The sequence below is a fragment of the Mycobacterium sp. E3339 genome, from assembly GCF_001666915.1.
Taxonomy (GTDB): domain Bacteria; phylum Actinomycetota; class Actinomycetes; order Mycobacteriales; family Mycobacteriaceae; genus Mycobacterium.
This window is the reverse complement of record NZ_LZIZ01000021.1, coordinates 1-17,296: the sequence shown is the minus strand read 5'-3', so window position 1 is coordinate 17,296 and position 17,296 is coordinate 1. Positions and strand designations below refer to the sequence as shown.

General features: G+C 60.9%; 12 protein-coding genes. 8 read left to right on the top strand and 4 right to left on the bottom strand.

From position 1 onward, the window contains the following. The coding region (locus A5702_RS01285) for a hypothetical protein (protein ID WP_231964958.1) at nucleotides 1-1,498 on the top strand (1,498 nt) is incomplete at its 5' end. A 94-nt stretch (nucleotides 1,499-1,592) separates the two neighbouring features. Here the strand turns inward: A5702_RS01285 and A5702_RS26085 are convergent. Then, a complete protein-coding gene (locus A5702_RS26085) occupies nucleotides 1,593-2,552 on the bottom strand; it encodes a hypothetical protein (protein ID WP_156669439.1) in 960 nt (319 codons plus the stop codon). A gap of 193 nt (nucleotides 2,553-2,745) precedes the next feature. Between A5702_RS26085 and A5702_RS01280 the strand changes: the two genes are divergently transcribed. Further along, nucleotides 2,746-3,345: a recombinase family protein gene (locus tag A5702_RS01280; protein ID WP_068217565.1), complete on the top strand. Its 600-nt coding sequence runs from the start codon at nucleotides 2,746-2,748 to the stop codon at nucleotides 3,343-3,345. A gap of 182 nt (nucleotides 3,346-3,527) precedes the next feature. Next, nucleotides 3,528-4,958, top strand: a complete 1,431-nt coding sequence (locus A5702_RS01275; protein WP_068217562.1) for an ADP-ribosylglycohydrolase family protein — start codon at nucleotides 3,528-3,530, stop codon at nucleotides 4,956-4,958. A 42-nt stretch (nucleotides 4,959-5,000) separates the two neighbouring features. On the opposite strand, the gene A5702_RS01270 is transcribed toward A5702_RS01275, so the two are convergent. After that, entirely contained in the window at nucleotides 5,001-5,750 is a 750-nt protein-coding gene (locus tag A5702_RS01270; RefSeq protein ID WP_231964957.1) for a heme peroxidase, read from the bottom strand. A gap of 137 nt (nucleotides 5,751-5,887) precedes the next feature. Here A5702_RS01270 and A5702_RS01265 point away from each other — a divergent pair, with 137 nt between their 5' ends. The 5 genes from A5702_RS01265 to A5702_RS25375 all read left to right on the top strand — a co-directional run bounded on the left by A5702_RS01265 (nucleotide 5,888) and on the right by A5702_RS25375 (nucleotide 13,624). Further along, nucleotides 5,888-7,864 carry a class I SAM-dependent DNA methyltransferase gene (locus A5702_RS01265; protein WP_068217559.1) on the top strand — a complete coding sequence of 659 codons (1,977 nt, stop codon included), beginning with the start codon at nucleotides 5,888-5,890 and terminating at the stop codon, nucleotides 7,862-7,864. Beyond that, a complete protein-coding gene (locus A5702_RS01260; RefSeq protein ID WP_068217556.1) occupies nucleotides 7,861-9,195 on the top strand; it encodes a restriction endonuclease subunit S in 1,335 nt (444 codons plus the stop codon). Before A5702_RS01265 ends, A5702_RS01260 begins: the two co-directional genes overlap by 4 nt. Before the next feature lie 2 nt (nucleotides 9,196-9,197). Then, a complete protein-coding gene (locus A5702_RS01255; protein WP_068217553.1) occupies nucleotides 9,198-12,314 on the top strand; it encodes a type I restriction endonuclease subunit R in 3,117 nt (1,038 codons plus the stop codon). Nucleotides 12,315-12,351: 37 nt separating this feature from the next. Then, nucleotides 12,352-12,612, top strand: coding sequence for a hypothetical protein (locus A5702_RS01250; RefSeq protein WP_068217549.1), 261 nt, complete (start codon nucleotides 12,352-12,354; stop codon nucleotides 12,610-12,612). A gap of 418 nt (nucleotides 12,613-13,030) precedes the next feature. Then, nucleotides 13,031-13,624 carry a uracil-DNA glycosylase family protein gene (locus A5702_RS25375; RefSeq protein WP_231964956.1) on the top strand — a complete coding sequence of 198 codons (594 nt, stop codon included), beginning with the start codon at nucleotides 13,031-13,033 and terminating at the stop codon, nucleotides 13,622-13,624. Nucleotides 13,625-15,046: 1,422 nt separating this feature from the next. On the opposite strand, the gene A5702_RS25370 is transcribed toward A5702_RS25375, so the two are convergent. Together A5702_RS25370 and A5702_RS01245 are read right to left on the bottom strand one after the other, a co-directional pair. Next, nucleotides 15,047-16,198, bottom strand: a complete 1,152-nt coding sequence (locus A5702_RS25370; protein ID WP_082955902.1) for a cytochrome P450 — start codon at nucleotides 16,196-16,198, stop codon at nucleotides 15,047-15,049. A gap of 13 nt (nucleotides 16,199-16,211) precedes the next feature. Beyond that, a complete protein-coding gene (locus A5702_RS01245; protein ID WP_068217545.1) occupies nucleotides 16,212-17,159 on the bottom strand; it encodes a JmjC domain-containing protein in 948 nt (315 codons plus the stop codon). Between the last annotated feature and the right edge of the window lie 137 nt (nucleotides 17,160-17,296).

The window sequence follows — 17,296 nt, the reverse complement described above, 5'->3', positions numbered from 1 at the left end:
GCTGTCGCCAGACGAGCTACGAGACCTGTGCCAAGGAACCGGGTTCGACGTCGTTAGTCCGTTTGATGTCGTCGGTGAAGTGTATGGGTGTGGCGTCGCGTCCACTGAGATGGCTCAATTCGTTGACGGAGAGGCGACGGTACCGAGCTTTACACCGACGGACATCGAAACGCTCGGGCAACATTTTTTGGGAAGTAGCGAGGCGACCTGGCTCACGTTGACTGCAGTTGTATCGGAGAAACGTTTGCCTCCAAGCAAGACGATGAGGCGTACCCGATGGCAGGAACCGGGCTACCTTCACGGCAGGATTGTCCCCGTAGGCAAGCTCGACGAGTTCGCAACCCTCCGGCAACCAGCCGGATTGGAGGTACTCAGGGCACTGGCCCTCGACCACTCGTTGCACGCACAGGTGAGTACGCCGGGGAAGGCTGCGGAAAATCTCATACGCGCAGCCGGAGCCGATCTATCGATGTTTGTGTATCCGGGCGTGACCGAACTGCTAGAACAGCTAGTCAGGCGAGGGCATGCGAGTCTGGTGAAGCGTCGCCTCAACCAGTTCCTCGAAGGCAGCGACGTCATCTCCGGATCTGAGAAGTACGACGTCTTGAGGTCGAGGTTGGATGAGGCTTTGGGCGTACCCGACGTCGAAGAGATCGGACACATCAACTTCAACAAGATTCGCGGCATTCTGGGCCTTAATATCAAGGCGCTCAACGCTAAGCAGGCGGCAGTCTGGGTCGACTGGGCGGTGCGCCGCCGCCTCATCCTCCGAGGTGTACAGGCGACCTGTCGGAACTGCAAGCACATCCAATGGCGGCCGCTAGCAGATGCGGTACCTGAGTTGCAGTGTCACGGCTGCGGACTACTGATTGACACGCCTTTCGAGTCGCAGAAGATCGACTATCAATACCGTGCAAGCGAAACCCTCTTGCGGGCAGCTGAATACGATGTGCTGCCACATGTGTTGGCGATGCGGCACATTACCCAAATTCTGGGTAAGGATGCCGTGTTCGGCGCGTATCCAGGTGTTGAGCTGTTCGAGGTCGGCGAAGCGAACACGTTCGCCGAGTTCGATGTGGTTATCGTCCTCGCGAATGGACAATGGATTGTTGGCGAGTGCAAAGTCAGCCAGCGCGGCCTCAACGAGCTTGAGCTGCAGAAGCTCTGGAGTGCTGCCGACCGTGTGGGAGCAACGGCAACGTTTGCTGCCACCCTGGATCGCGGGTCTACGTGCGCTCAAGTATGGCGCGAGACTGCCGACCCCAACGGGAGACCGCATTTTGCGCTTAGCGCAGGACATCTGTACGACCTGCCTGCCTATGTAACCGCATATGGGAACGACCTCTTCGGCTGGAGGGATGGCCTGATCCGACTGGTGCCTAGCACGCAGATGTCCGAGGAAGAGTTCATACGCAAAGCGTTTGGTGACTACTTACTGCGTCGAACTGACGATCCCAGCAAGCGCCATCGAGCGCCTTGGGACATTGACGAGTCCTAGTTTGACTGCGGCCAGCTGGCGTCTCAAAACAGAGCACTTATGAGACAGGTGTCGGCGGAATGCCGGAGGTCCGATCGTCCGAGCTGGCCGAGTCTCAAAAGTTCGTCTCACCCGGACTGTCGCAAAAGGGTGTCTCAGTAACTGTTCGGGGAACAACGGGTTTTCGGTGAGTGGCTTCCATCAGCTCTGCGGTCAGTCGCCACCGGGCGGAGCGTTTATCTGTGTCTAACTTGTCTCTGCTGAGGGTGACATGGGCGGCAACGCAATAGTCATCGGCAGGGTTCCACTGGACTCCGGTTGGACGGTGCGGCCATAGGAGCCGTCTTGGGCCTAGTGTTGCCCATCGCGGATCGAGAAGCTCATGCCGCAACGCTTCTGCCGTTCCGATCTTGACTTCTTCGAGCCGCCGAGCCTCCACCGCTCCGTCGCCGTCATGACTGTGATAGGCGCTGATGATGCCGTCAAGAGCGGGCTTGATTTTGCTGACAATCGAGCCAGCATGCCCCGACTTCCGCATGTCGGTGATCTGGACTTTGATGAGGAATCGTGTTGGCGCGTCTGCTGTCCTAGTTGGAGGGGTCGCGTAGTCCCGAACGGCCTTCCACACTGGCGCTGGTTTGGCGATCGAGTCCACTGGAACACCGCAGAAGGCGGCAAGCTGCCTTCCCGGTTTCCAGAACTCGAATGAGTTATCACTCGCCTCGCGATACCGCTGATAGTGCAGGGTCTGGCTGTCCCCTAGGTCGGTTCCGGGCGGTGGCTGCGGCACGTCATAGTTGCGTTCAAAGGTCACTGCACGTGTCATCAGGGACCGGAGTGCGGTGCCTCCGACGTTGTAGAACAAGACGTTTTCGGTATCGACAAGCGCGTCGTCATCGGCGGCGCAATAGACCGCATGGAGCCGCCCGGATGATGGACGAGATAGGTCCTGCAGCGCCCGCCGCAGCTCGTCGCGCATGTCTTTCTTCCAACCGTGCGGCTCGAAGGGCAAACGGACTGCTGACCACATTTCGACGACACCAGGACTAGGTAACACTCGGTACTGGCCAAGCATGGCAACAGCCTAGTTAACGCCGCTCTGCAGGATTTCCGGCAAAACGGATGAGTGCCCATGGGGCACGTCTTGCATGACCGGGCACCAACGTGGACCGGCTGATGAAGGAGTTCCGCGAGTCGGTTTGGGTGAGGACTATGGTCACCCCTCCTCCAGAGGGAATAGATTCGGTCGTTTCATTGTTAAAATAGCTATGAAAGCAGACTCGCACTCAGCCGCAACGCCCGGAAGTGGGGCGCGTGTTGGTTACCTGCGTGTCAGCACCGTTGCCCAGACGCTGGAGCAGCAGGAGTCGGCTCTCGCGGCTGCTGGCGTGGCGAAGGTCTTCTCCGACACCATGTCTGGCGCACGAGACGACCGCCCAGGTCTGGCTGCGCTCCTCGATTACGTTCGTGAGGGGGACACCGTTGTGGTGTGGAAGTTAGACCGGCTGGGCCGCAATACCCTGAACATCTTGGAGACCGTCAAGAAGTTGACCGAGCGCGGCGTGACGCTGGTGTCCACCACTGACGGCATCGACTCTTCTACCGCCGCTGGGCGCATGATGATTGGGGTGCTCGGCTCGCTCGCCGAGTACGAGCGCGAGCTGGTGAAGGAGCGCACCGCACTCAAGCGGGCGATGTCCCTGGCCAACGGCACCAAGTTCGGGCGGCGAAAGAAAGTTGTGGACCCGAGTCACATTGCCACGGCCAGGCGCATGCAGGACGACGGGCACACCGCGCGAGACATCGCCAAGTTCCTTGGCGTTTCCCGCGCAACGCTTTACAGGTACCTGGCCGAGGAGGTTGCCTAGCCGCGGCGGGGCCCAGCCGCAGGAGGCGTCAGGCCCCCAGTGGGGGCCGACGACTGGCTCGTTAACCCCCTGGGGCGGCAGGCAGCGACGGGCTAGTGAGGCCCCCGTGCGGGGCCAAGGATGCTGTCTGGCCCCCGACGGGGGCCGCTCGAATTGTCAGTGGGTGAAAGGAGACTGGGCCTATGACGTTGACTACCGCTCAGCTTGACCGCGCCTGTGGCGTTCTGCTGGGCACCGCCGCAGGCGATGCACTCGGGGCCGCCTATGAATTTGGCCCCCCTCGGGGGCCGGAACTGGAAGTCGCCATGGTGGGCGGCGGGCCCTTCGGCTGGGAGCCCGGAGAGTGGACCGACGACACTTCGATGGCTCTCGCCATTGCCCAAGTCGCCGCCACCGGAGCGGACCTGCGCCACGAGGAGGCGCTCGACGACCTCGCCCGGCGCTGGCACGACTGGTCCCAAGACGCCAAGGACGTAGGTGTGCAGACCCGCTCGGTCCTCAGCCGGGCAGGGCGACGCGGGATCTCGGCACAGACGGCACGTGAAGAATCTGCTGCGCTGCACAAACTCACTAGCCGCACGGCAGGCAACGGCTCGTTAATGCGCACTGCACCAGTAGCATTGGCCTACCTCGATGACGAAGTGGCACTCGTCGCGGCGGCCCGGGCGGTCAGCGAGCTGACGCACCACGACCCCGAGGCGGGCGATGCCTGCGTGCTGTGGTGCCTGGCGATCCGCCACGCCGTCCTGACGGGCGAGCTGGAGGCCCGGATAGGTCTGCAGCACATCGACGTAGATCGGCGAGACCTGTGGGTCTCACGGCTCGACGCTGCCGAGGTGTCGAAGCCTTCTGACTTCACCAACAACGGCTGGGTTGTTGAGGCGCTGCAGGGCGCATGGTCGGCGATCATGACCACGCCTGTCCCACAGGATCATCCGGCCGAGGGTGGCTTCCGCGCCGACCACCTGCGCCTGGCGCTCGACTCAGCGGTCCGAGGAGGGGGGGACACCGACACAGTGGCCGCAATCGCAGGAGGACTGCTCGGCGCTGTCTATGGCGCGTCAGCGGTACCTGCACAGTGGCGTCGCATCCTGCATGGCTGGCCCGGATTGTCTACGCGGGACCTGGTGAAATTGGCGACTCAAATAGTGGGTGAGGGCGAACAATTTAGCTATGACCCGTCCTGGATGACGCCGGTTCAGCACCCGCATGACGATGGGGTCTGGTTGGGCGGTATCGCTGCCTTGCAGGGCCTTCCGGCAGGGGTGGATGCCGTGGTGTCCTTATGCCGGGTGAACGACGATGACCTCCCGGCGGGCGTCGAGCAGATCGACATCCGGCTGATCGACAAAGCAGATCCGGCCAGCAACCCCAACCTGGACTTCGTACTGACCGACACCGTGCGGCTCATCGAGCAACTGCGCGACGAGGGTCGCAGCGTGCTGCTGCACTGTGCGGCCTGCCAGAGCCGGACACCGACCGTGGCGGCGCTCTATGGTGCGCGTCGGCTGCGCATCAGTGGCCTGTTGGCGCTTCAGCAGGTGATGGAGGTGCTGCCGGATGCCTGGCCGAACAGCAGCTTTCGGGCAGCGATGGGCCGATTAGCGCCCTGATTGGGTGGGTCGAGCAGGAAGAGCAGCTATCGGTGGCGACAGTCAGTCTTCTTCCGGCTCGTCGCCTTCTTCGTTCGGCTCGTCGCGCTGGAAAGGTCGCCCGGACTCAAACCGCCAGATCGCGTGATCGAGGTGAATCGGGTTCCAGCGCTTTACCTCCGCCACCCGGGTCACCAGTTGAGCGGCACGTTGAGGTGACAGCTTCTCGGGTGGCACTCCGATGGCTCGGGCCACGTACTTGATCACCATGCGGTCGGCTTTCACCCCCGGAAGCTGGGCGAGCATCAGGGCATAGTCCCATGTGATGCCCGACCCTTGGCCAGGAGTTGCCAGCCACGCCCGCTTTACTTGCGTGAGGCCCTCCGGCTTAGTAGCCGCGGTTCTGAGGTCGCTGGTAGTGCGGACGCCACGCTCTGGGAGCGCCTTCGCGAGGGCGGTAATCGTCTCAGCCTTGAGCGGAGCGCCCCCTTTAGTGGAGGTGGGGCGGCGATTCCCGATCTGGGTTGCCCAGTCATCCGGGCCGCCAACTTCGGTGATGGCGGCGAGGAGTTCGTCAGCGCCGTCGGTGTCGGCGTCGCCGCCTTGCTGGTTCCGATACTCGCGATATCGGCTGACGATGTTGACGACCGAGGAGTACCGTGCCCCAGTCGAATAGATCGAGTCGATGATGCAGAGCGCCAACGAGTCGGGGTAGCCGTCCGGTTCAAACCACAGGTTCGGGTCGCCTAAGTCGCTCTCGCATGCCGCGATCAGGGCAGCCAGATCAGCAGCCAGATCAGCGTCGTCGGTCAATGTCTATCTCCCCCCTTTTCGCCCCCAGTATCGTGCCGACACCGACAAGTTTCTAGTCCAACTCCGCTCGTATCGTCGGGGCATGGGAGTAACTTCCACCTGTCATACATCCGACGTGGGGGAGTGAGTCGAGCAACATGGCAAAAACCAACGCGACCCTTATCTGGAACATCGCCGAACTGCTGCGGGGCCCATACCAGCCCAATCAGTACGGCGACGTGATCTTGCCGTTCACGATCCTCCGCCGCTTGGACTGCATCCTGGAGCCCACCAAGCAGCAGGTGATCGCCGAGCACACCAAGGCGCAGAGCCAGAAGATCGACCCTGCCCTAGTGGTCAAGTCCAAGTTCAAGCTGCCCTTCTTCAACACCTCGCCCTGGACGTTCAGCTCGCTGGTCAGCGACCCCGAGGGCGTGGCCGACAACCTCATCGACTACATCGCCCGTTTTTCCCCGAACGTGCGCGACGTATTTGACGGGTTCCGGCTTCCGGACCTGATCACCGACCTCCACAAGTCGGGGCGGCTGTACCTGATCGTCAAGGAGTTCGCCGCCGTCGATCTGCATCCCTTGGTGATCTCGGGCACCGACATGGGCTACATCTTCGAGGAGCTGATCCGGAAGTTCGCCGAGTCCAACAACGCCGCCGCCGGTGACCACTTCACCCCCCGCGAGGTCATCAAGCTGATGGTGAGTTTGCTCTTCCATACCGACGACGCCGCCTTGACCAAACCTGGCGTGGTGCGGACCATCTACGACCCTGCCGCCGGGACCGGCGGCATGTTGTCTACCGCGGACGACTATCTGGTCGCGATGAACCCCTCGGCTCGCCCGGTGTTGTACGGCCAGGACATCAACCCGCGGTCCTACGCCATGTGCAAGTCCGACATGATCATCAAAGGGCAGGGCGTGGACAACATCTACCTCGGCGACACGCTGACCGACGACGGCTTCCCAGGCAAACGCTTCGACTATCTGCTCTCTAACCCCCCATTTGGGGTGGAGTGGAAGACCCAGCAAAAGATAGTCACCGACGAACACGACCAGCGCGGGTTCGCCGGGCGGTTCGGCCCTGGCCTCCCTCGGGTGTCAGACGGGTCTCTGTTGTTCCTGCTGCACCTGATCTCCAAGATGCAGCCGGTGAAAAACGGCGAGGGAGGTAGTCGCCTGGCCATCGTCCTCAACGGCTCCCCGCTGTTCACCGGCGGCGCGGGATCGGGTGAATCCAACATCCGCCAATGGATCATCGAAAACGACCTGCTCGACGCGATCATCGCCCTGCCGACTGACATGTTCTACAACACCGGCATCTCCACCTACATCTGGGTCCTGGACAACAACAAGCCCCCCAAACGCAGAGGCAAGATACAGCTCATCAACGCCGTAGACATGTTCGGCAAGATGCGAAAGTCTTTGGGCTCCAAGCGGAAGGAACTGCGGCCCAAGGACATTGAGCGGATCTGTCACATCTACGACGGTTTCCATAACGAGCACGGCACCGACGAGCGCCCCGCCCTGTCGAAAGTCTTCAAGGGTGTGGATTTCGGCTACTCCACCATCACCGTTGAACGGCCCTTGCAGTACCGGTTCGAGCCCACCGAGGACAAGGTCGAAGAAGTCCTGATGCAGAAAGGCATCGAGAAATTCAAGCCAGCAGAGCAAGCTGCGATCCGGAAGGCACTGACCGGCCTGATCGGGTGGGAGTGGAAGGACCGCGACGACTTTGTCACTGAACTCAAGGATGCACTGCGCAAAGCGGGATTGACTAAACCACCCGCCCCGCTGATCAAGGCGATCTGGACAACCCTTGGTGAGCATGACGACGACGCCACCATCGTCACCGACGCCAAGGGCAACCCCGAACCCGACCCAGGCCTTCGCGACACGGAAAACGTGCCGTTGACGCAGGACGTCGAGGAGTACTTCTCCCGAGAAATCCGGCCCCACGTGCCCAATGGCTGGATCGACCATGACAAGACCAAGGTCGGCTACGAGATTCCGTTCACCCGCCACTTCTACCGCTACGTACCGCCTAGGTCGCTTGAGGATATCCAGAAAGACCTTCGCATCCTTGTGACTGAGATCCAGGCCATGCTCACCGAGGTCGGAGCGTGAACTGGCCTGCGTATCCGATATACAAAGACTCGGGCTTAGCGCACCTCGGCCCTGTGCCTTCCGATTGGTCGGTCGAACGAATGTCCTGGCTGTTTGGCGAGATCTCAAGCGGCACAACGCCGGATAGCAAGGATGGTAAATTTTACGGCGGTGACATCAATTGGGTGACGACCGGCGAGCTTCGTGAGCGGGCGATAGCAGAAACTACCCAGCAAGTCTCCGCTTCGGCGCTTGCGTCATACAGTGCGCTGAAGATCTATCCACCCGGCACGTTACTGATAGCAATGTACGGTGCGACCATTGGCCGATTGGGATGGCTGGAACAGCCTGCGTGTACGAATCAGGCCTGCTGCGCGTTTGCCAACCCGCTACGAGTCGAAACGCGGTTTGCTTACTACTCACTAAGCGCCGCCCGCGATCACTTGATCTTTTTGGCGTCAGGTGGGGGACAACCCAATATCAATCAGGACAAGCTCCGCAGTCTCCGCATTGCCGTCCCGAGCCGTGGCGAGCAAGCCGCGATTGTCAAGTTCCTCGACCGCGAGACTGCCAAGATCGATGCCCTGATCGCCAAGCAGGAGCAGCTCATCGCCACCCTGCGCGAGAACCGCACCGCCACCATCACCCACGCCGTCACCAAGGGTCTCGAACCCGATGTCCAGATGACGGACTCAGGGATCGAATGGATCGGAGCTTTCCCGAACCACTGGTCGCATTCCTTCATTAAGTACGCCTGCGCCATCTTGACGGGGTTCCCCTTCAAGAGCGAGGGGTTTACTGAAGACGTTGACGACATTCGACTATTGAGGGGCACGAATGTTGGTGTAAATCAGATTGACTGGACCGACGTGGTGCGTTGGCCCCGGGATGATGCATCGGTATTTACTGATTACGCCCTTCACCAGGGTGACATAGTGATGGGTCTGGATAGGCCGTTTATTAGTACAGGCATTCGCGTCGCACGCATCAGGGCAGGTGATATTCCGTCGCTGTTGCTTCAGCGGGTGGCAAGGATACGGGCACTACCGGGTTTTGAGCGAGACTACCTTTTTCATCTGCTTACCGGGCCAGGCATCGTGCACCACCTCACTCCCATATTCACAGGCGTGAGTGTGCCTCACTTAAGCCCTGACCAGCTGGCGTCATTCCCAATTCCGCAGCCCCCGATTGACGAACAGCGACGGATTGTCGAGTACCTCGCAGACCGCTGTGCGCATGTGGATGCGCTGATAAAGAAAGCCGATGTGTCCACAGATACCCTGCGGGAGTATCGGTCAGCTCTGATCACCGACGCCGTCACGGGCAAAATCGATGTCCGAAGGGCAGCGTAGCGGTGGCTCAGCAGCACCACGAATCCGCCTTCGAAGCCGAGTTCTGCGGACATCTGGCCGCACACGGGTGGCTGTACTCGCCCACTGACTCGGGGTACGACCGGGAGCTGGCGTTGTTCCCCGAGGACGTGTTCGGTTGGCTGTCCGACACTCAACCGGACCAGTTGGCGAAGCGGGTCAAGCCCGACCTGACTGGGGAGGCCCGAACCAAGGCCGAGCGGGGCGTGTTGACCACGCTGGCCAAGGCATTAGACGCCGACCTGAAAGCCAACGGGGGTACCCTGGCCGTGTTGCGCAGGGGGTTTAAGGACCTCAACGCCCAGTTCCAGATGTGCCATTTTCGGCCCAACTCGTCATTGAACGAATCGACGAAGAAGAAGTACGAAGCGGTGCGGCTGCGGGGGATGCGCCAGGTGCACTACTCAGCCCAGAAGCCCAGCGACAGCATCGATTTGGTGTTCTTCGTCAATGGCATCCCGGTGGCCACCGCCGAGTTGAAGACCGACTTCACCCAGAACATCACCGATGCGGTGTTGCAGTACAAGAACGACCGGCCCCCCAAGGGAGAGCCACTGCTGCGCTTTGGGGCAAGGGCGTTGGTGCATTTCGCCGTGTCCAACAGCGCGATTGAGATGACCACCAAGCTCGACGGCAAGGACACGGTGTTCTTGCCCTTCAACCGGGGCGACCACCACCACGCCGGGAACCCCCCGAACCCGCACGGTTCCCCGACGGCCTACCTGTGGGAGTCAATCCTGCAGCGCGACACCTGGTTGGACATTCTGGGCCGGTTCATGCACCTACATGTCGAGGACAAGATCGACCCGGCCACGGGAGCGAAGACCCGCAAAGAGACCATGCTGTTCCCGCGCTACCACCAATGGGAGGTGGTCACCAAACTCGTGGAGGCCGCCCGCACGGAGGGGCCGGGCCACCGCTACCTGATCCAGCATTCTGCCGGGTCGGGCAAAACCAACAGCATTTCGTGGCTGGCCCACAGGCTGTCGGTGCTGCACGATGCAAACGATGAGGCTGTGTTCGACTCGGTCATCGTCATCACTGATCGCAACGTGCTGGATGCTCAACTTCAGGAGGCGATCCGCCAGATTGAGTCCACCCCTGGGGTGATCGCCCATATCGAGGGCTTGGGCGGGTCGAAGTCTGCGGAGCTGACCCAGGCACTGGCCGGGGGCACCAAGATCATCATCGTCACGATCCAGACGTTCCCCTTCGCGTTGGACCTCATCCAGACCCAGGCCCACCTCAAGGGCAAGACCTTCGCGATCATCGCCGATGAGGCGCATTCGTCACAGGCCGGGGAGGCCTCCAAGCAGTTGAAAGCGGCCCTGAGCGCCACGGAGACAGACGAACTCGCCGATGGTGGGGAGTTCTCCGCCGAGGACGTGTTGGTGGCCGAGATGGCCGCACGGGCCGAATCCAAGAACCTATCCTTCTTCGCGTTCACCGCCACCCCGAAGGCCAAGACCCTGGAGCTGTTCGGGCACAAAGGTATCGGCGGCGTACCGCACCCGTTTCACCTGTATTCGATGCAGCAGGCCATCGAGGAGGGCTTCATCCTCGACGTACTCAAGAACTACACCCCTTACACCACCGCTTTTCGGTTGACGCATAACGGAAAGATCTACGAGACCAACGAGACCGCCGACGGCGGGACCGTAGCGGTGACCGGCACCGCGGGTAGCGCGGAGTTGGTGGACAAGTCCAAGGCCATCCGGTCAGTGATGAACTGGGTGGTGTTGCACCCCACCAACATCGCCCAGAAGGTGGCGATCATCGTGGAGCACTTCCGGGAGAACGTCGTGTGGCGGCTGGACGGGCACGCCAAGGCCATGGTGGTGACCTCCAGTCGTAAGGCTGCGGTGCGCTACAAGCTGGCCTTCGACAAATACGTCGCCGAGAAGAGCTACACCAATGTCAAGGCCCTTGTGGCATTCTCCGGTGAGGTGACCGACGAGGAATCCGCGGTCGAGAAGGTCAGCGAGACCTCGGCGTTGATGAATCCCAAGCTGAAGGGGCGGGATCTGCGGGATGCGTTCGCCACCGACGACTACAACGTGTTGCTGGTGGCTAACAAGTTCCAAACCGGCTTCGACCAACCCCTGCTGGTGGCCATGTATGTCGATAAGCGGCTCTCGGGGGTGGCGGCGGTGCAGACGTTGTCCCGGCTCAACCGCACTGCACCCGGGAAGGACCAGACTTTCGTCATCGACTTCGCCAACAGTGCCGAGGACATCGTCACAGCGTTCGCGCCGTACTACCGGGCCACCACGCTCGCCGATGTCACTGACCCCAACATCGTGCACGAGACCATGAACAAGCTTGACGCCGCCGGGCTGTACCAAGAAGCCGAGATCGACGGCCTAGTTGCAGATTTCCTAGCCAAGAAGGGCAACAACGCGCTCACCAAGTGGGTCACCCCCGCCCAGCATCGGTTCCGGGATAGGCAGCGCATCGCCAAAGAGACCGACGACCTCGTCGCCTTGGAGGAACTCGACGTGTTCCGTAAGGACGTGAACACCTTCGTGCGCCAGTACGACTTTTTGTCCCAGATCGTCAACTATGAGGACCCGTCTCTGGAGAAGCTGTCGATTTACCTTCGCCACCTGGCCCCCACTATCAGCCACGAGCAGCTCGGACACGAGATCGACCTCTCCGGTGTGGAGTTCGACTACCTCGCGCACCATCAACAGGGCACCGCCTCCCCCCAACCGGGTGGGGATGTGCCGCTGAAACCGGCCACGGAGGCCGGGAAGGGCGCGGCGCATAAGCCCGAGATGGTGCCCTTGGATGTGGTCATCGAGAAGATCAACGACCTGTTCGACGGGGACCACCCCGAGTCCAGCGTGCGCAGCGTCATCGCCCACGTTAAAGACCGCTTAGAAGAAAGCGAAACCCTGCAACAACAGGTCAACAGCAACACGCTCGAACAATTCTCGGCCAGTCCGGACCTCCATCAGGAGTTCACCGACGCCGTGCTCGGGTCGATGGAGTCCTCCCAGGACCTGTCCACGCAGATTCTGAACAACCTAGACATCTTCCAAAAGCTGCTCGCCGAATTGGTCCCGATCATTTACAACGAGATGAAGAAGACGGTTTAGGGGAAGCAGATAAGCAAGGCCAAGGAACGAGGTTGCGATGGCGTCGCGTGATGAGTGCATCGACTATTGGCTGAAAGATGGCAACCTCATCGTGTCGCCCAACCGCTACGGCAACGACAGCTCAGAATGCGCCACTTATGCGTGGCGTGTTGTGTGGGAGCTTTGCTGGGAGATCGCCAAACCGCTTAACGATTGGCCGCTTGACACCAACCTGCTCGATCGGGCAATGAGCATGGTGGTCAATGACGACCCAGCCGTTGCTCGAATGATGGGTCGGACCGACCTGTTAGGGGAGTGACTTCGAGGCAGGCACCGACGGCAGCGTTGGACGCGGGCCACATCCGTAAATTTCCGAGGCTGCTAAAGCCGGATGTGGTGGTTGGGCTGCCCGAGCGGCTGGCCGGATGGGTTGGCGGGGTCGTAGTTGAAGCACCGCGGGGGAAACCGAAAGGTCAACTCCACTATGCAACGTCATCGCCCCACGCAGATCAAACGAGGAGCCCCCGTCCTGCTCCGGGGCGATCCAGTGGGGACCCTGAACATCCCGCGTGAGGCCGCGGGCCTGGAGCCGGGGATCGAAGGCTGCGATGAGGCGGACTCCCTGGGACTTTCGGCACTAGCTGAGGCCACCATTCGCGCCTTAGCTTGCCCTCGGCAGGCATGGCGCTACGGCGAATGGGAGCACGACGAGCATGAGCGACCCTCGGCAGCAGCGCATGAAACTGCTCAAGAAAAATATTATCCACTGCGACAAATGCGACGGACTGAACATCCACGGCGTAACGCAAGCATCACCTGGCTACGGCTCGGAGCAATCGCCGGTGATGATCGTCGGCCAAAGCCTCTGCCGAAAGTGCATGGAGAAGCAGGAGCCGTTCGTCGGAGGTAGCGGAAATCTCGTTGACCGGAGCCTAAAGAGCGCCGGTATTGCCAAGTGCGACATCTTCATTACCAACGTTGTTCACTGCCACCCACCCAAGAACCACAAGTCGCTTCCCGAGTGGATCACAAACTGCACTCCGTATTTGCACCGTGAGCTTGACATAGTGCAGCCGAGGCTGGTTATCGGTTTGGGGAAAGACGCCGAAGCTGCACTCCGGTCTAGGTATCCGGGGGTGGAGCCGCTGGAATGGCCGTTCACCGGCTCAGACCGCCGAGGCCGGGCGATGCCGGGTCCCGACCTCCTACTCGCGAAACACCCGGCCTGGATTGCGCGGCAACACGAAGACTCCCTGGAAGCGGAGTACGTAACTAGTTTGGCGTGCGCGCTGAGGTGGGGTTTTCGCAAGCCACTGGACACTGGGCGCTGAGGAGCGGGACATGTCGCACGAAGGCGGCAAACTACTACGCTCTTGGTACCCCGTTAGGGACGCAAGCATTGGCAGCCGTCGCGCCCAACAGCCTCTGGGAGGTCACGGTGGCTTACGAGTCGCATGGTTTACCCGCTAGATGGCAGGGAACACCCGGCGAAACCGAGGTCTCGATGTCGCCCTGGTCGCAGTGGTGGCAATATGCGTGCAACACGGCGAGGTTGCTCCGTGCCGGAAGCCCCCCACCCCAAGTGGAGGTATGGGGTCCGATACTGGCCCCGAGCGAGCAGGGCCGCTTTCAAACTGAAATGCGCTATAGCCGCTTTTATGGGACCAACGCCACTTACGCTCACAACAATCTTTTCGTATTTGGTAAGACAGATTTCGTGTTGGGGGCCATGGGCGTCAACGCGCTTATGAATCAGTACCGTAAGTCAGAAGCACAACGGAGGGCGGCGGTTCAGTGGCGAGACGAGCAAAATGTCCCTGTGGTCGTCACTTCGGAGCGGGTGCTATGCGGTGTTGCTTCCGGGCGGTGGCTTACCTTCGCGTTTTCACAAGTGGTCGCGTTATTTCCCGACCTCGACGGGTGGTCCGTCACAATGGGGTTCACAGAACCCGCATCGCCGTTACGACTTGCGGGCCCAGCCGCTCCAGCGGTCGCTGTATGGGTCGCGTACGGAGTGTTGGGTCCACGGTGGGTCGGCGATCCACGTCTTCAGCGACTTCGATAAAGCTCTTGCTAGGCGGGCCGGAGCTGTCACCGATTGCCCGCTGAAGAAACCATCGCTTCCAACCCCGCGCATGCTGGAAACGCCAAGGACACCAGCAAACACAAGTTCGACCGCAGTCTGACCCCAATTCTGACCCCAATTGGGCCTCATGCAGCTAGATGCTCCCAGATGCACCGGGGTGCTTGACCTGCACCGATGCATTTCCATGCACCCCACGACACGCCGAAATGAAGTCTGGGGGTCAAGTGGTCGCAGGTTCAAATCCTGTCAGCCCGACGAGACAGTGTGCAGACCATTCTTTGGCAACCGTGATGTGGTCCGCTTCCGGTACCGCGACGGCCCGAAGATATTCGTTTGTGGGCCAGGCCAGTGTCGGCCGTCGGCCTCGGCGCCGGACAAGTCCACCGAAACGCACCACGGGCCTTACGATTGTGAGAGTCACACCCCAAGGCGATGCGACCGCCGCTAACCCTGCTAGCCAGTCCAGACCAGTCACCTGAAGACTCACTGTGGTTGTAGTCGTGCGACCAGTCACCGATGACGACGCCCGCCTGGGCCAGGACGCTGTCGTGTCCACGGCGACCTCGTGAGCGAATCAGAGCTAAGAGGCCCATGCCACCTCTACGTGGAGGCCCTGAAGATCTGCCGGATCGACCGCAGCGGAGCGTTCAAGGAAGTTTGAAAGTTGTTATGGTGCTCGCACCTCGACCAAAAAATTCAAATCTGGGCGAAGGGCAACCAGTGGCAGCGCGCGCGGCATCTGGTCGACTTCGAGGAAGTGCTCACGCAGGAACGAACGTAGCGCTAATGCCAGCAAAGGCATATTCCATTTCGCGGCGGGGCACGTCCGCGCTCCGGCGCCGAAAGGCATGTAAATCTGCGGCTGGTGCGAGACGGTATCGAACCGCGCCGGGTTGAAGAGGTGGGGGTGAGGCCATGCCGAGCTCAGACGATGAAGCGCGTAGGGAGACACGACCACTGCTTCACCGCGGTGGATCAGCATGCCGGCCAAGGATTGTTCGTCCGTACTGGTGCGACTCATGGCCCACACTGGCGGGTAGAGACGTAAGGATTCCTTCACAGCAGCGGCCGCCCAGCTCGTCCGAAGTGTATGGAGCGACTGAGCCTCACCCGTCGCTGGAGATGTCGCTTCACGACTTATTTGCAATTGCATAGTCTGGTGGCCGCCCAGTAGCAACAGCGTCCACAGGAACGCGTATGCCATCGGCACGGTAGCGCTTAAGAGAGTCTCGGTTACAGCGTGCGATGCCGCATCAGTTGGAATTTTTCCGCGGCGCCGAAGAATGCTCGTGATAAGCCCCGACCAATCCGAACCTGCTGTCGCGTTGTGTGCGGGGCACGCACGGCCGCTGGCACGAGCTTCCTCGATGGTGTCCAAAGCGGGAGCCACGCTGTACGCCTCATCGCCGATGTCGAGATCAAACAGCAGTTGGCAGCTAAGTGCTAAACACATCGCCTTCGCTTCAAGGTAGAAGACATCTCCAGCCAGGCGCCCGCGGGCGGGTCCGCCTTTGTTCTGGAACCAACAATAATCGTCGAAAAAAGCCTGGACTCGGGCAATTAACGCTCTTTTTTGTCGGGCGTGCCCCGTGAGGCCTAGCCATTCGTGTCCCAACGGGTACTGGAATGCTTCAGTAGCACGGTATGGATGCGTTGCAGACGCGAACGGCGCTCCCGCACGGAATACCGAACGCACGGCCTCTTTTTCGCAGGCGAGAAAAGCGTTGGTATCCGTTGTGCTTTTGTAACGGACGACGGCCGCGCCGGTCTCTGCGAGTGCGAGGAAGTACTCGGCGGAGGTCGACACCGCATGCGTCATTTCGGGCGCCGTCTCAGGGATCTAAGCGCAGGTGCCGCGCCCAAGCCGCGATTAGCGCGCCCCTGTCCTCCAGAGTGCGGTCAATGCAGGCGCGGAGGGAACGTAAACGCTCGACAAAGAATTCGTCGATCCCGTAGAGCGCGCCGAACGATTCGTCGGAGCCGGTCGTTGGCGCCATCGGTGGTGTGCCTCGCCATTCGGAATCAGCCATCAGCTCGCGCGCCAAAGTCGAGAGGATGATGGCGAGCGTGTTGCCTGGGGCCAAGTGATTCAGCGCGATCGCGATTGAGAGCGACGGCCCATCGGCGCGGACGTTGTGCCAGACACCAGCGGGTACGACAAGAGCGTCGCCGGTATCCAGCGTGTACGTGGTTGAACCATTCGGAAAGTCGGGCTGGTCGAATTGCTCCCACGGGCGCAGCTCGGCGTCGTCGCGAAAGTATCGATAAATTCCGTCCGGAAATTGGCCCGCGTTACTAATCGGATTACGTACCGCTGGCGCGTTGGCAACCTGCCACTGTTTACTTCCTTCTATCTGGAGTGTGATGACGTCCTTGGTGTCGAAGTGTGGCGTATAGCCAGATCCGTCACCAGACAGATAGGCTCGGCAATCGACGATGCCCGACCAGCCAAGGCTGTGCTTACAGGAGTCGGCCAGTCGCTGGAGTCGCGGGCAGGCGCGATTTACGGCGGTCAAGCAGATCGTGGCACCGGCCTCGTAATGGGCCGAGATGTCGCATGGGTCGATCCGCTGGCCAGGGGTCATGCTGCGCCGATCCGCGCTGGGATACGTCGCGCGGACATCGTCCATCCGGCGAGCTATGGAATCGAAAAGGTCGCGACTGAAGACGGTCTGAAAGCTGCTCGCGTCGCCGGGCCTGAACAAAGGAACTCCGGCGGCTACGCTCGCTGCAATGTCATGGCTTGTCAGTGGCGCGATCAAGTGCTCGAACTCGGTCATAGTACCCAAATGCGCCCTCCGAAATGATGGAGTAGGGGACGTTGCAGCTCCGAGCAAAGCTGATCGCGCTCACTCACACCTCGGGCGACGCGTTTCGAGCTATATATGACCACCCGTCATGCACGCCTTGGACCTCG

Bases quoted from the DNA above. Each gene is read 5' to 3' on its own strand.
- A5702_RS01265 (WP_068217559.1), top strand. From the start codon at position 5,888: ATGGCAAAAACCAACGCGACCCTTATCTGGAACATCGCCGAACTGCTG.
- A5702_RS25370 (WP_082955902.1), bottom strand. From the start codon at position 16,198: ATGACGCATGCGGTGTCGACCTCCGCCGAGTACTTCCTCGCACTCGCA.
- A5702_RS01245 (WP_068217545.1), bottom strand. From the start codon at position 17,159: ATGACCGAGTTCGAGCACTTGATCGCGCCACTGACAAGCCATGACATT.
- A5702_RS01250 (WP_068217549.1), top strand. From the start codon at position 12,352: ATGGCGTCGCGTGATGAGTGCATCGACTATTGGCTGAAAGATGGCAAC.
- A5702_RS26085 (WP_156669439.1), bottom strand. From the start codon at position 2,552: ATGCTTGGCCAGTACCGAGTGTTACCTAGTCCTGGTGTCGTCGAAATG.
- A5702_RS01275 (WP_068217562.1), top strand. From the start codon at position 3,528: ATGACGTTGACTACCGCTCAGCTTGACCGCGCCTGTGGCGTTCTGCTG.
- A5702_RS01280 (WP_068217565.1), top strand. From the start codon at position 2,746: ATGAAAGCAGACTCGCACTCAGCCGCAACGCCCGGAAGTGGGGCGCGT.
- A5702_RS25375 (WP_231964956.1), top strand. From the start codon at position 13,031: ATGAAACTGCTCAAGAAAAATATTATCCACTGCGACAAATGCGACGGA.